Source organism: Streptomyces sp. V4I2 (assembly GCF_030817655.1).
Taxonomy (GTDB): domain Bacteria; phylum Actinomycetota; class Actinomycetes; order Streptomycetales; family Streptomycetaceae; genus Streptomyces; species Streptomyces plumbiresistens.
Genome location: NZ_JAUSZM010000003.1, coordinates 10079804 through 10092807, shown reverse-complemented (window position 1 = coordinate 10092807; position 13004 = coordinate 10079804). Strand labels below are relative to the sequence as shown.

The following is a 13004-nucleotide window of genomic DNA, read 5'->3' as shown; positions in this document are numbered from 1 at the left end:
TCGGGGGCACCCCCGAGTGATCCCTGATCCCGCCCTGACCCCTCCCGCACAGCCGTTGGGCCGCAACCGCCCGACCAGGTACGGGCACGCACCTCACGTTCTGGTGCGCGCGGGCCCAAATCCTGGCAGGCGCCGGCCAAAGATTCGGCAAGCCCTTGGGGTGTGCCCCGTCGCGCGTGATCAGGTCTGCCCCGACGGCTGTATCAATGCCCGTTTGGGAGGACCTGGTGTCAGCACCGACCCGTAAGAGACGATGGTTCACGATCTGTGCCATCACCGCATCCGCCGCGCTCGGCGCCCTACCCGCAAGCGCCGCGCCCGGCCAGAACAGCAGCCCGTTCGGGGCCCGCACCCTTGCCCAACTCGCCCACCAGCGCGCCCAGTCGACAGACGGCATCACCGCCAGGGCTGTCACGCAGGACGGTGACGGCGATGACGGCAACGAGGCCGACGAGATAGCCGAGGGAGCCGACCAGTACGCCGAGGCCCGAACCTCGCCGGGCATCGTGGCTCCCGGCGCGTACGGCGCCGCCTGGAGCAGCCTGAACAAGCTGCCCAACACTGGCGGCAGTTGGCGCAACGTCACCGATCTGCCGTACAACTCCGACGACGCGCGCTACCGCGACTACGACTCCAACTCCAGTGGTGGTTCCGGATATGTGACCGGCCGTATGGCGGCGATGGCTGCCGACGACGACGGTTATGTCTACGCGGGCAGCGCGGGAGGCGGAGTGTGGCGCTCCCGGAGCGGCGGCGGGCACTGGCAGCCGATCAGCGACAAGCTGTCCTCGCAGTCGACCGGGGCACTCGCGCTGGACGGCGGCGACCGGCTGTGGCTGGGCACCGGCGAGGCGACCACCAATGCGGACGCCTATCTCGGCAGCGGCGTCTACGTCCTGTCGAACCCGCACCACGGCACCTTCTCCTCCCGCAGCCGGGTCGGCGGCGACGAGCTGGAGAGCACCACCATCCACCAGCTGCGCTTCGGCGGCGGCAAAGTCTGGGCGGCGACCAGCGCGGGCGTGTGGAGCCACTCCACGAAGGAGCTCAGCGGTTCCTGGAAGCTGGAGTTCGCACCCAACCCCCGCTATCTGCCCGGTGGTTCGCTGGCGAGCGACCCCGACGCCGCGTACAAGAACATCGCCAACGACATCGCGATCGACCCGAAGGACCACTCGAAGGTGGTCCTGGCGGTCGGCTGGCGCAGCGGTGACGACTACAACGGCTTCTACACCAAGGATTCCCACGGCACCTGGACGCGGATCAGCAGCGGACTGGGCGACCTCCCCGCCGACGCGGACGACGTCGGCAACGTCACCTTCGCCCGCTCCGCCGACGGATCGCGCTACTACGCGATCGACCAGTCGCCGGAGCAGCTGAACACCAACCCGGACAGCGGCCTGGAGGGCATCTACGTCTCCAAGTCCGGTTCCCCCACCGGTCCCTGGACGAAGATCGCCGACTACAAGGGCCTCGCCGCCGACGGCTCCGCGCTGACCTCCAGCGGCTACATGCCCGGCGTCCAGGCCTGGTACAACCAGTTCCTGACCGTCGACCCGGCCGACGCCGAGCACGTGTACGCCGGGCTGGAAGAGGTCTACGAGACCAAGGACGGCGGCAGCACCTGGTCGACGGTCGGCCCGTACTGGAACTTCGGCTTCTCCTGCTGGAGCATCGACCCGGCCAAGCAGACCGGTGACTGCCACCAGACCACCCACTCCGACCAGCACGGGGTCGCGATCGGCAGCTACCACGGCAAGCCGTACGTCTACGTGGGCAACGACGGCGGTGTCTACAAGCGCCCGGTCGACGGCCGTCAGGACGCGTCCGGCCACGCCACCGACTGGACTTCGCTCAACGACGGCACCATCGACACCCTCCAGTACTACTCGGTGGGCATCGGCAAGGACGTCGACCACGGCGGCGTCTCGGTCACCGGCGGCCTCCAGGACAACGGCCAGTCCCTGCTGCGCAGCAACGACACGGTGATGGGCTCCAACTTCGGCGGCGACGGCGGCGACACCCTCACCGACCCGGCCAACGGCTGCGACATCGCCGAGGAGTACGTCTACCTCGCCGTCCAGGTGACCCAGAACTGCGCCGTCAACGACGGCTCCTGGGTCGACGACCCCAGCAAGATCACCTCGTACTCCGTCGCCCCGCCGGACAACGAGACGGGCGAGGCCCGCTTCATCGCCCCGCTCGCGGCCGACGCCAAGAACAGCTCCACCTGGATCGCGGGCGGCCGCCATGTATGGGTGCAGACCCATGGCTACGCCATTCGCAGCGGCGACGAGTGGACCAGCGCGTACGACCTCGGCGAGGGACACACCGCCACCGCGGTCGCCGCCAGCGGCGGCAAGGTGTACGCGGCATGGTGCGGCCCCTGCAACAACCAGGGCTTCACTCGCGGGATCGCCGTGGGCAACGCGGACGGCACCGGCTGGCACGACATCACGCTTCCGACCACCGGTGCGGCCGGCACCGTACCCAACCGCTACCTCAGCGGCTTCGCCATCGATCCCACGAACGCGGACCACGCCTACCTCACCGTCAGCGGATTCTCGCGGCAGTGGACCGAAGGGCCCGGCGCCGGCGTCGGCCACGTCTTCGAATCGAAGGACGGCGGCACCACCTGGACCGACATCTCCGGCAACCTCCCCGACGTGCCCGCCGACTCCGCGGTCGTCACCGCGGGCGGCGGCCTGGCCGTCGCCACCGATCTCGGCGTCGTCTACCGGGCCCCGGGCCGCACGAAGTGGCAGCGCGTCGGCTCGCTTCCCGCAGTCGCCGTCCTCCAGCTGAAGCTCAGCCCGGACGGAAAGACCCTTTACGCGGCCACCCACGGCCGCGGCATCTACACCATCGGCGTCAGCGGCCTCTAAGGGGTCCTTGCAGAATGATCCTTTTGTGGCACGGTGGAGATGTATGTGATCCCGTCTTTTGTGGGGTGTGACCATGGCGCGGCGGAAGCCGTGGGAGGTCAGTGACGAGTTGTGGGCGGTGATCGAGCCGCTGTTGCCGAAGCATGAGCGTCGTTACAGGTATCCGGGCCGCAAGCGGATCGATGACCGCAAGACGCTCCAAGGTGTGTTGTTCGTCCTGTACACCGGTGTCCAGTGGGAGTTCCTACCGCAGGAGTTGGGGTTCGGTTCGGGTCCCACGTGCTGGCGGCGGCTGGCCGAATGGCAGGAGGCCGGGGTGTGGGAGGAACTCCAGCGGGTGCTGCTGGATGGGTTGCGGGCGGCCGACCGCCTCGACTTCTCCCGCGCCACGATCGATGCGTCACACGTGCAGGCCAAGCGGGGGCGAAGCAGCCCAAAAGTCGGCCCGAGCCCGGTTGACCGCGCACGACCGGGCTCGAAGCATCACGTCCTGACCGACGCCCGCGGCACTCCGCTGCGGGTGTCTCTGACCGGCGGGCACCGCAACGACGTCACCCAGCTCCTGCCCCTGATCGACAGTCTTGGGCCGGTGCGGGGCAAGCGGGGCCGGCCACGGCGCAAGCCCCGCGCGTTATACGCCGACCGCGGCTACGACCACGACATCTACCGCCGCCGCTTGCGCGAGCGCGGCATCACACCGAAGATCGCTCGACGGGGCCAGCCGCACGGCTCAGGCCTGGGCAAGGTCAGGTGGGTCGCCGAGTCCGCGATCGCCTGGCTCCACGGCCCCCGCCGCCTACGGATCCGCTGGGAAGTACGCGACGACATGCACGACGCCTTCCTCCAACTCGCACATTGCATGACCCTCGCCCGCAAGAGCCCCGCTTTCTGAAAGCACCCCTAAGCCACACGCCACGAGGGAGGGGGATCCCGGAGCCGGCTTCGTCGGACTCCGGGATCCCCCTCCCTCTCGTACGGCACCACGCCGATCCCGCCTCCAGGCGACGGCCGCCCACGCCACGAGCACGCTGTCAGAGCAGGGGCGGGACCTATGCTCATGCGTGGCAGCCGGTCCCCGAACAGCCGGGCGACCCAAGAGGCCGTTCCTCCCCGGACGTGCCGCGTTCAGGTCACCCTTGAACTGGCGTGACCTGGTCGTTGCGTCCCAGGAAGCGGAAGACATTCCCCTTCGCCTGGAACAGGAAGTACAACGCGCCGCGCGGCTCCAGAGTGTGGGAGCCGTCGGTGAAGCGGAGGGTCTTGGCGAGTCCCCGGTAGGTGCCCGTGAAGAGGCGCTGGGCCACGGCCCCCGCCTCGATGTCGGCCGTTCCGCCCTGTCTTTCTCCAGGGCGCGCGTGACCAGCCCCACGGCGTCGTACGCCTCCGGCGCCCAGCGCCCGGGCGCCGTGCCGTATCTGGCGCGGTAGGCGGTCCTGAAGGTGCGGGACACGCTGCCGGGGTCGGTGAAGGGGGTGCCGAACAGCCAGTCCTGGCCCGCGGTTCCGGCCTGCTGGAGGAAGGTCGGGCGCATGATGTGGCAAGTGGCCAGGCGCGGTCCGGTGAAGCCCGCGTCGGCGAGTGCGCGGGCGCAGCGTGCGGCGCGCTCGGGTGATGTGCCGCTGAAGACGACGGCCTGCGCCTTGGCGGCGAGGGCGGCGCGGACGGCGGGAGCGAAGTCGTCGCTGCCAGCCGCAACGGGGTGGACGCTGGTCGTGCCCTCATCGGGCGGCTGCAGCCTGAGCCGGTTGGTGAGTTCCCAGCCCGTCCGGCCCGCCGCCCGGTCGTCGATGACGGCGGTGCGGTCCACCGGTCGTACATCGGTCAGATACGAGGTCAGCGGAATCGCCAGGAAGGACTCGGGCGCCCGGGTGACGCGCAGGGTGCGCAGATTCGCCGACAGGAGACTGTCGTCGCCAACGGAGATCAGCACCATGGCCGTGCGCGCGTCCTGGTAGAGCGGGCCGGCGGCGAGCGCCGCGACGGCCGTGCTGGGGCCGAGGACCGCGCTCACCTTGGCCTCGGTGAAGCGCCGGGCCGCCTGCTTGGCTCGGGCCGCCTCGCCCCGGTCGTCGACCGTGTCCAGGGCGAGGCGGAACGTGATGCCCGCGCGCGCGTTGTGCTGCTCCACGGCGAGCCGCGCCCCGCGCTCCTGTGCCACGCCGTCCGCCTTGTTCGTGCCGCTCAGGTCGGCCTGGAAGCCCAGAGTGTGCACGGGAAGGGCGCCGTCCGAGCCGCCGTTGGATCCCCGCCCTGCGAGATAGGCGGTGACCCCGCCGCCGACGGCGACCACGGACGCCGCCGCGCTCCCCATCAGCAACACGCGCCGTCGGGTCGGAGGATGGGCGTCCTGGGAGGCCGAGGGCGCGGGGTCGTCGGCCGCGTCGCCGGACGTCGGCCTCGGGGAGCGTTGGGGGGTGGGCACGTCCAGTGCCCGTGCGGAGCGCTCGGCGACCATACGCAGGACCGCGGGCGGCAGCGAGCCCTCCTCCCGGCCTTCGGAGATCTGACGCGCGAGCGAGACCCGCGGGTCACGCAGCGCGGTCGCGACCTCCCTGGCCGTCGGCCGCTCGGCCGGGTCCTTGGCCAGGCACCTCCCGGCCAACGCCCGTAGCTCGCCTGGGACGTCCGTCAGGTCCGGCTCCTCGTGCACCGTACGGAACAGGACACCCGCCGCGGACCCGCTGCCGAACGGCCGTCGGCCCGAGGCCGCGTATGCCAGGACGCAGCCCAGCGCGAAGACGTCGCTCGCCGGGCCGACCTCACCGGCGCGGGCCTGTGCCTGTTCCGGCGCGAGGAAGCCGGGCGTGCCGACGACGGCGTCGGGTGCGGTGAGCGCGGTGGCGCCCGCGGCGTGGGCGATGCCGAAGTCGATCAGGCGGGGGGCCGTCGAGAGCGAGCAGGACGTTGCCCGGTTTCACGTCGCGGTGCACAACTCCCGCGTCGTGTACGGCGGTCAGCGCGTCGGCCAGCCGCGATCCCAGGGTGCGTACGGCGGCGACGGGCAGCGCACCGAAGGCGTCGACCGCCTCGGCCAGCGACGGCCCGGGGACGAACTCCGTGGCCAGCCAGGGCTCCCGGCCCTCCGTGTCGGCGGCCACGACCGGCACCAGCCAGCGCCCGGTCAGACCGCGGACCGCCGTCACCTCGCGCCGGAACCGGGTGCGGAAGACCGGGTCCGCCGCGTGCTCGGCGCGGATCGTCTTGAGGGCGACGAGCGCCCCGCCCGCCGTACGGGCGAGGTAGACGACGCCCATGCCGCCCGCGCCGAGCCGGGCCAGCAGCCGGTGCCCGCCGATCTCCTCGGGGTCGTCGGAGGTCAGGGGCCGCATCAGAAGTCGACCTGGCCCACGTAGGAGTACCGGCCGCCCTTCACCTCGTAACGGAAGATCTCGTACCCCTTGAGCGACCCGTACTCCTCGTCGAACGCGTACGGCCGGACGAGTCCCTTGTACGTTCCCTTCGCCAGCAGGTCGTACAGCCCCTCCCGGGAGGGCCGGCCGCCGGCTTCGGTGAGGCGGGTGATGACCATGCGGGCCACGTCGTATGGAGGTACAGCCGACAAGCACTGAACCGCACACCGCGACGTCGCAGCCAAGGCGCACCGTTCCCCTGATCACGACGACCACAAGCCCCCTGGAATCACCGGTTCACCATGCGTCCGCCGTGATGCTCATCGGTAACCGGCTTCATATGGCAACCAGTTGACGATCACGTGGCACAGCCGTGCCTCGGCTGTCACACACCCGGCACAGACCCGACACCGGCTCTGATCCATTACATGTAGCGCTATGCGCCAGGAGCGCGGTATTGGACTTGCCCGGCTGTGCGCAGGGCCTGCAATGTTTCGTCGACGGTCAGGAGAACGGTCGTCTCGAACGAGCTGAGTGCGCCGCCTCCGCTGATCGCCAGCGCAACCGCGGCCATGGACACGTTGTCCGGCGCCTCCCACAGGTTGTAGCCGTCGTGCGTGCCGAAGGCGTACCAGAAACCATGGAGCTTCCCGCCGACGGACTCGATGTACGACTGAGCGGCCTGTGCGCGGTCCTCCGGGTGGTCGATCAGCCGCGCCCAAGTCTCCGGCGCGTAGCTGAACCTCGATAGGTAGAGCGGCATCATGTCTTCCTTTCGTCCCGCCAAGGGATGCCACCGCGGGGCGGAAAACGCACCGGCAGCGGCCCGCATATCCCCCGAACGGCCGGGACGATGACCGACACGGCGGTAGTCCGCGGATGAAAGACCGACCCTGCGTCCATGGGCGGCCGGCTCTGCGCGTCCGGTTCGTCGGCCAACCGCCTGAACGGCCTGGACGGCTACCAGGCGATCACCTGCCACCGCCTCGCCTCCGGTGTCGGCTCCGCCGAGCCCGGGCGCGGTCGACTTGGGTCAGCCGACCGTTTCGACGTACGACGCCAGGTTGGCCAGCGAGGAGGCGATCCCGGCCTCGTGGACCTCTTGGTCGATGCCGGGAGGCACGTCCGTGGCGGTGACGGTCACCTCGGTCCCCTCACCCGCGGCAGCGAGGTGCCAGGTCATCGTCATGGTGCCCGCGAACGACGGGTCGTCGGCCTCGAACACCGCCCGCTGCACCACGCGCTCCGGTGGCACCAGGTCGGCGAACGCAACGTCGACGACATCCGTCGCATCTGAGGTCTTGCCGGGACTGTCGGAGGCGTCGAGGTAGGTGAGGACCATCCGAAACCCTCCGCCAGGCCGGGGATCCCACCGCTCGACCCGCCCGCGCATACCGTCCGGCGGCAGCCAGGCCTCGAGCGACTCCCGGTCGAGGAGGGCGCCGTAGACGGTCGCCGGTGGTGCCGCGATCACCCGGCTGGCGCGGTCGGTCCTGCTCATGAGCCGATCCTAGGGCCGAAGAGATCCCGCACGGCAGAGAACCCCGCCGACGTCGCGCCGGAGACCCCGTCGCCCCCGGGAGGCGACGCCGGAGCCAGAGCACCAACGCGACCAACCGCCTGGACAGTGCGCCTAGTCCAGCTGACAGCCGGTGAGCAGTGTCGCGGGGTCCGCTCCGGGCGGTCGCTGGACGGTGTGGTCGGCTGGGGGGAGGCCGTGTCCGGTCAGCCACCGTTCCAGCGCTGTGAAGGCGGAGCGATGGCAGGGGACCATCGGTCGGAGCTTGGCGGGGAAGGCGTCGACGAGTGAGTCCGTATGGGTGCCGTCCTCGACGCGGTAGTAGCGCAGCAGTGCGCCCCGTCCGGCCTCGCGCACCATGCGGGCGTAGACATCGGAGTCCTGGCTGATGGGCAGCAGCACGTCGAGAGTGCCGTGCAGGGTGATCAGCGGCTTGCTGATGCGCCCGGTCAGGGCGATGCGGTCGACGGCACGGTGGACCGCGGGCGGCCGGGTGCCGAAGTCGTAGTCGGCGTCGCAGCCCGGGGTCCCCGAGGCGCAGAACGGGTTGCCCGCCTCGATCGCCCCGTCGAAGCCAGGGTCCAGCTCCTCGCGGTAGATGCGCTGGGTCAGGTCCCAGTAGACCTGGTGGTGATAGGGCCACAGGAATTCGGAGCCCGCCGGATAGCCGGCCTTGTGCATGGCCTTCAGGCCGTCCTCGGCGCCGGGACCACCGGCCGCGTAAGCAGGGTAGGCGCGCAGCGCGGGCGGCAGGAAGGTGAGCAGGTTGGGGCCGTCGGAGCGCCAGAGGGTGCCTTCCCAGTCCACTCCCCCGTCGTACAGCTCGGGGTGGTTCTCGAGCTGCCAGCGCACCAGGTAGCCGCCGTTGGACATGCCTGTGGCGATGGTGCGGGCAGGGGGCCGGTGGTAGCGCTGCGCGACGACGGCGCGGGCGGCCCGCGTGAGCTGGGTGAGGCGCGTGTTCCACTCGCTGATGGCGTCGCCGGGCCTGCGGCCGTCGCGATGGAAGGCGAGGCCGGTGTTGCCCTTGTCGGTGGCGGCGTAGGCGTAGCCGCGCGCGAGCACCCAGTCGGAGATCGCGCGGTCGTTGGCATACTGCTCGCGGTTGCCCGGGGTTCCGGAGACCACCAGTGCGCCGTTCCAGTGGTCGGGCAGCCGGATGACGAACTGTGCGTCGTGGTTCCAGCCGTGGTTGGTGTTGGTGGTCGAGGAGTCGGGGAAGTAGCCGTCGATCTGGATTCCGGGAACGCCGCTCGGCGTGATGAGGTTCTTGGGAGTCAGGCCCGCGAAGTCGGCCGGATCGGTGTGGCCGGAGGCCACCGTGCCGGCCGTGGTCAACTCTTCCAGACAGTCGGCCCGTTGGAAGGCAGCGCCCGGCACGTGCACCCGGGCCCGGCCGGCGCAGTGACCGCCCGTGCTCCCCTCCGCACCGGCAGCCGGCACCGCCACGGCGAGAAGCGAGAAGGCGGCCGCGAGCGACAGCGCACCGGACACGGCACGCCGCCCGATCCGTCTACGGGGCGGTGCGGTGACGGCACGAGGTGGCTGCATCCGAGACCTCCAGGTCGAGTGGTTGACAGGCCGCAGGCTAGGGGCCGATCACCGCCCGGGACATGTGCCGGCCCGCCATGACAGCGGTCCGAACAGAGGCGTCACACACCATGGCAGGCCGTGTCGCGCCACACGGCAAGGCCGAGGAGGGAAAGGGGTTGGGAGCTGCTGCCGCTGGGGTGCGTTCAAGAGCGTTCTGGTGGGCAGGAGTGAGCGCGCGGGGTCTGTGTCGAGTCGCGCGCCTCGGCCGTGGGGCTGGTTCTCGGTGGGGAACTGACGTTCTTGCATCGAATGCGTGACCTTCCCAGGGTGGCGCTCGTTTCTCATGGTGACGGGATCTTCGGGTGGGGCCGGGCGGGGGTGACGGGGTGGGTGAGCTGAGGAGCATTGCGCCGCCGTTCGTCGCGTCCGGTCCCAGTGGTGTGGCCGTCCGGACCCGCCTCAAGGACCTGACGCCGGACGATGAGAAGGTGTTGCGTCTGGTGGGGGCGCATCTGAGGTCGCTGGCTTCGAAGGATCTCAAGGCGCGTTGCCGGGATGGCATGGAGTATTCCGGTGAGGCGTGGGCGGTGCGTAAGCGGGAGTTGACGCCGCTGTCGTCGTCGCGGTGGGCGGGCAGTATCACCAAAGCCACGCATGACCAGTGGGCGCTGGCCCGGCGTGGTCAGCTCGCACACATCCAGAACCTGGAAGCGGGCGTCCGTACCATCGAGGACCGCCTGTCGCTGCCGGTCGGGCAGAAGGGGACGAAGAAGGCGCCGGGGGGTTACCGGTCGCGGCGGGAATGGCATGCCAAGTCGCGGCGGCTGCGGGTGCTTCAGGACCGGCTGGCCGCAGCGCGGGCCGACCGTGAGGCCGGCCTCGTGCACGTCGTACGCGGCGGCACATGCCTGGCCCGCACCCGGCACCACCTGGAGGCGGCACAGCTCACGGAGTCTACGTGGCGCGGGCGTTGGGAGGCGGAGCGCTGGTTCTGCCAGGCGGACGGGGAGTCCGGCAAGCGCTACGGCAACGAGACGATCCGGGTCAGCCCGGACGGCGAGGTGAGCATCAAGCTGCCCGCGCCGCTCGCGCATCTGGCGAACTCCCCGCACGGACGGTACGTCCTCGGCTGCCAGGTCGCGTTCGCCCACCGGGGCGAGGAGTGGGCGGATCGCGTCGCGGCCAACCGGGCGATCGCCTACCGCATCCACCTCGATACCGGCCGGGACCGCTGGTATGTGACCGCGTCCTGGCAGCTCCCGCCCACCCCCGCCCTCCCCATCGAGGCCGCGCTCGCCCACGGTGTGATCGGTGTCGACATGAACGCCGACCACCTCGCCGCCTGGCGCCTCGACACCCACGGCAACCCGACCGGCACCCCGCGCCGCTTCTTCTACGACCTGACCGGAACCGCCGAGCACTGTGACGCCCAGGTCCGCCACGCCCTCACCCGCCTCCTCCACTGGGCCCGAACGTGCGGCGTGGGCGCGATCGCGGTCGAGGACCTGCACTTCACCGCCGAGAAGACCCGGGAGAAGCACGGCCGCAAGAAGCGCTTCCGGCAACTGATCTCCGGCATGCCCACCGGCAGACTCCGCGCCCGGCTGTCTTCGATGGCCGACCAGACAGGTATCGCCGTCATCGCCGTCGACCCGGCCTACACCAGCCGCTGGGGCGCCCAGCACTGGCAGAAACCCCTCACCACCACAACCCGCACAACCACTCGCCACGAGGCTGCCGCCGTGGCGATCGGAAGGCGCGCCCAGGGACACCCGATCCGGCGACGGACGACACCGCCCCCACACGACCAGAGTGATCGTGTGGGGCATCGGACCGTCCAGGCCCGACCAGGCGTTCCTGGGCGTGAGGAACCCCGCCCCCGCATCCCCGGACCACGGACACGATCCGTCGGCGCCGGACGCGGAGCGAACGCGGGCAACCAGAACGCCCAACACCGTCCGGGGCGTTCGGCTGAGCAGCAGTCCTGGCAACAGGACTCACAGTGATGATTGCGGTGGCACCGCTCGGAGGTCTGACTCAAGGACTCACTGGCGCTTCGGCTGTCTGTCGGGAGAACCGTCGGCCTGTCGGGCGGTGCCACCGCGCGCGTGCCGGTCAGGCGTTCGTGACCTCATAGGAGCCCGGCCAAAGGTCCCATCACTGTCTTGTCCGTCCGCCCGACCGGCGCGTGCCCTCCCTGATGCGTCGTACGGAAGGACAGCACGTCCAGCATGGCAGCAGATGAGATAGCGGTCATTGGCGGGATCGACACCCACACCGACCTGCACCAGGCGGCCGCGATCGACACCGTGGGCCGGCACCTGGCCACCGAGCCGTTCCCGACCGGTCCCGCCGGCTATGAGCAGCTGCTCCACTGGCTGCGTTCGCACGGCGAGGTTCTGGCGGTAGGCATCGAGGGCACCGGCGCCTACGGGGCCGAGATCGCCCGTTTCCTGACCACAAAGGGTGTCACCGTCATCGAGGTCGACCGACCCGACCGCAAGGCCAGGCGGGACAATGGCAAGTCCGACCCGGTTGACGCCTACGCCGCCGCGACCGCCGTGCTGTCCGGCCGGGCCTCGGGCATTCCGAAGACCCGCAACGGGATCGTGGAGGCCATCCGCACCCTGCGGGTGGCCCGCAGTTCGGCCGTCAAGGCCCGCACCCAGACCATCAACCAGATCCGCACGCTCATCATCACCGCACCGGCCGCGGTGCGCGAGAGGCTGCGCGGCCTGGCCACCGGCGAGCTGATAGACGCCCTGGCCCGGTCCCGGCCCGTGGGCGACCTCGCGGATCCGGACTGCGCGGTCAGGATCACGCTGCGACGGCTCGCCCGCCGCTGCCAGCGGCTGGAGGAGGAAATCGCCGAAGCCGACGCGGACCTGGGCCCGCTGGTCACCCGGGCCGCACCACGGCTGATCGCTCTGCCCGGCGTCGGCCCCGAGAGCGCGGGCCAGCTGCTGACCACCGTCGGCGACAACCCGGACCGCCTGCGCTCGGAAGCATCCTTCGCCCACCTGTGCGGTGCCGCCCCGCTGCCGGCCTCCTCCGGCCGCACCAACCGGCACCGCCTCAACCGGGGCGGAGACCGCCAAGCCAACCGGGCCCTGCACACGATCGTGCTGGTCCGCATGCGCCACGACCAGCGCACCCGCGAGTACGTCGCCAGACGCACCGCCGAAGGCATGACCAAGAAGGACATCATGCGCTGCTTGAAACGGTTCGTCGCCCGCGAGGTCTACCAGCATCTACCCCGCCCTCACATCACCGCCGAACAGCTCAAACAAGCCGCTTGACGGTCTATAGGAGCTTCTCCCGCTCAGTCCCTAGGAACGGTTGTCAGGTCACCGGCTCGAGGAAGGTCAGCACCGAGGCGTCCTCCTCGATCAGCGGGGCGAGTTCGGTGTTGAACGGGCCTCCGTAGGGGGCCTTCAGGTGTGCCTGGAAGGCGTCCTCGTCCCGGTACACCTCGAAGATCCAGAAGGCGCGCGGGTTGGACGCCTTCGTGTAGACGTCGAAGGCGAGGGTTGCCGTCTTCCTCACGCACTTTCTGGGCGTAGTCCCGCAGCAGGCCGGCGATGTCGGCCTCCGCGCCCTCGCGGGCGGTGAACTCGGCGAGCAGGGTTTTGTTCACGGTGTGGGGTCCTCCATGATTCTCCGTGGTTCACCACGGGTCTCCGTCGTTCTCTGTGGTTTGCCGTGGTTCTCCGTGGT

7 protein-coding genes and 3 pseudogenes are annotated in these 13004 nt (G+C 70.4%); 4 read left to right on the top strand and 6 right to left on the bottom strand.

The features are described from left to right. Window positions 1–227 precede the first annotated feature (227 nt). Both QFZ76_RS47175 and QFZ76_RS47170 read left to right on the top strand, forming a co-directional pair. A complete protein-coding gene (locus QFZ76_RS47175; RefSeq protein ID WP_307679467.1) occupies window positions 228–2885 on the top strand; it encodes a glycosyl hydrolase in 2658 nt (885 codons plus the stop codon). A 73-nt stretch (window positions 2886–2958) separates the two neighbouring features. Continuing rightward, window positions 2959–3777: an IS5 family transposase gene (locus tag QFZ76_RS47170; protein ID WP_307679466.1), complete on the top strand. Its 819-nt coding sequence runs from the start codon at window positions 2959–2961 to the stop codon at window positions 3775–3777. Between the two features lie 238 nt (window positions 3778–4015). Here the strand turns inward: QFZ76_RS47170 and QFZ76_RS47165 are convergent. From QFZ76_RS47165 to QFZ76_RS47140, 5 genes and pseudogenes are all read right to left on the bottom strand, one after another. Further along, window positions 4016–6214, bottom strand: a pseudogene (locus QFZ76_RS47165) (bifunctional serine/threonine-protein kinase/ABC transporter substrate-binding protein). Further along, window positions 6214–6423 (bottom strand): hypothetical protein, encoded by a 210-nt coding sequence (locus QFZ76_RS47155; protein WP_307679464.1) that lies wholly within the window; start codon window positions 6421–6423, stop codon window positions 6214–6216. Before QFZ76_RS47155 ends, QFZ76_RS47165 begins: the two are co-directional and overlap by 1 nt. Before the next feature lie 248 nt (window positions 6424–6671). Next, window positions 6672–6998 (bottom strand): GYD domain-containing protein, encoded by a 327-nt coding sequence (locus tag QFZ76_RS47150; RefSeq protein WP_307680342.1) that lies wholly within the window; start codon window positions 6996–6998, stop codon window positions 6672–6674. 270 nt (window positions 6999–7268) lie between these two features. Next, a complete protein-coding gene (locus QFZ76_RS47145; protein WP_307679463.1) occupies window positions 7269–7736 on the bottom strand; it encodes an SRPBCC family protein in 468 nt (155 codons plus the stop codon). A 132-nt stretch (window positions 7737–7868) separates the two neighbouring features. Further along, window positions 7869–9305, bottom strand: coding sequence for a 3-hydroxybutyrate oligomer hydrolase family protein (locus tag QFZ76_RS47140; RefSeq protein WP_307679462.1), 1437 nt, complete (start codon window positions 9303–9305; stop codon window positions 7869–7871). Between the two features lie 368 nt (window positions 9306–9673). Here QFZ76_RS47140 and QFZ76_RS47135 point away from each other — a divergent pair. Beyond that, window positions 9674–11293 (top strand): annotated as a pseudogene (locus QFZ76_RS47135) (IS200/IS605 family accessory protein TnpB-related protein). 225 nt (window positions 11294–11518) lie between these two features. Beyond that, a complete protein-coding gene (locus tag QFZ76_RS47130) occupies window positions 11519–12586 on the top strand; it encodes an IS110 family transposase (RefSeq protein WP_307672140.1) in 1068 nt (355 codons plus the stop codon). 43 nt (window positions 12587–12629) lie between these two features. Here the strand turns inward: QFZ76_RS47130 and QFZ76_RS47125 are convergent. Further along, window positions 12630–12924, bottom strand: a pseudogene (locus QFZ76_RS47125) (putative quinol monooxygenase). Window positions 12925–13004: the final 80 nt, after the last annotated feature.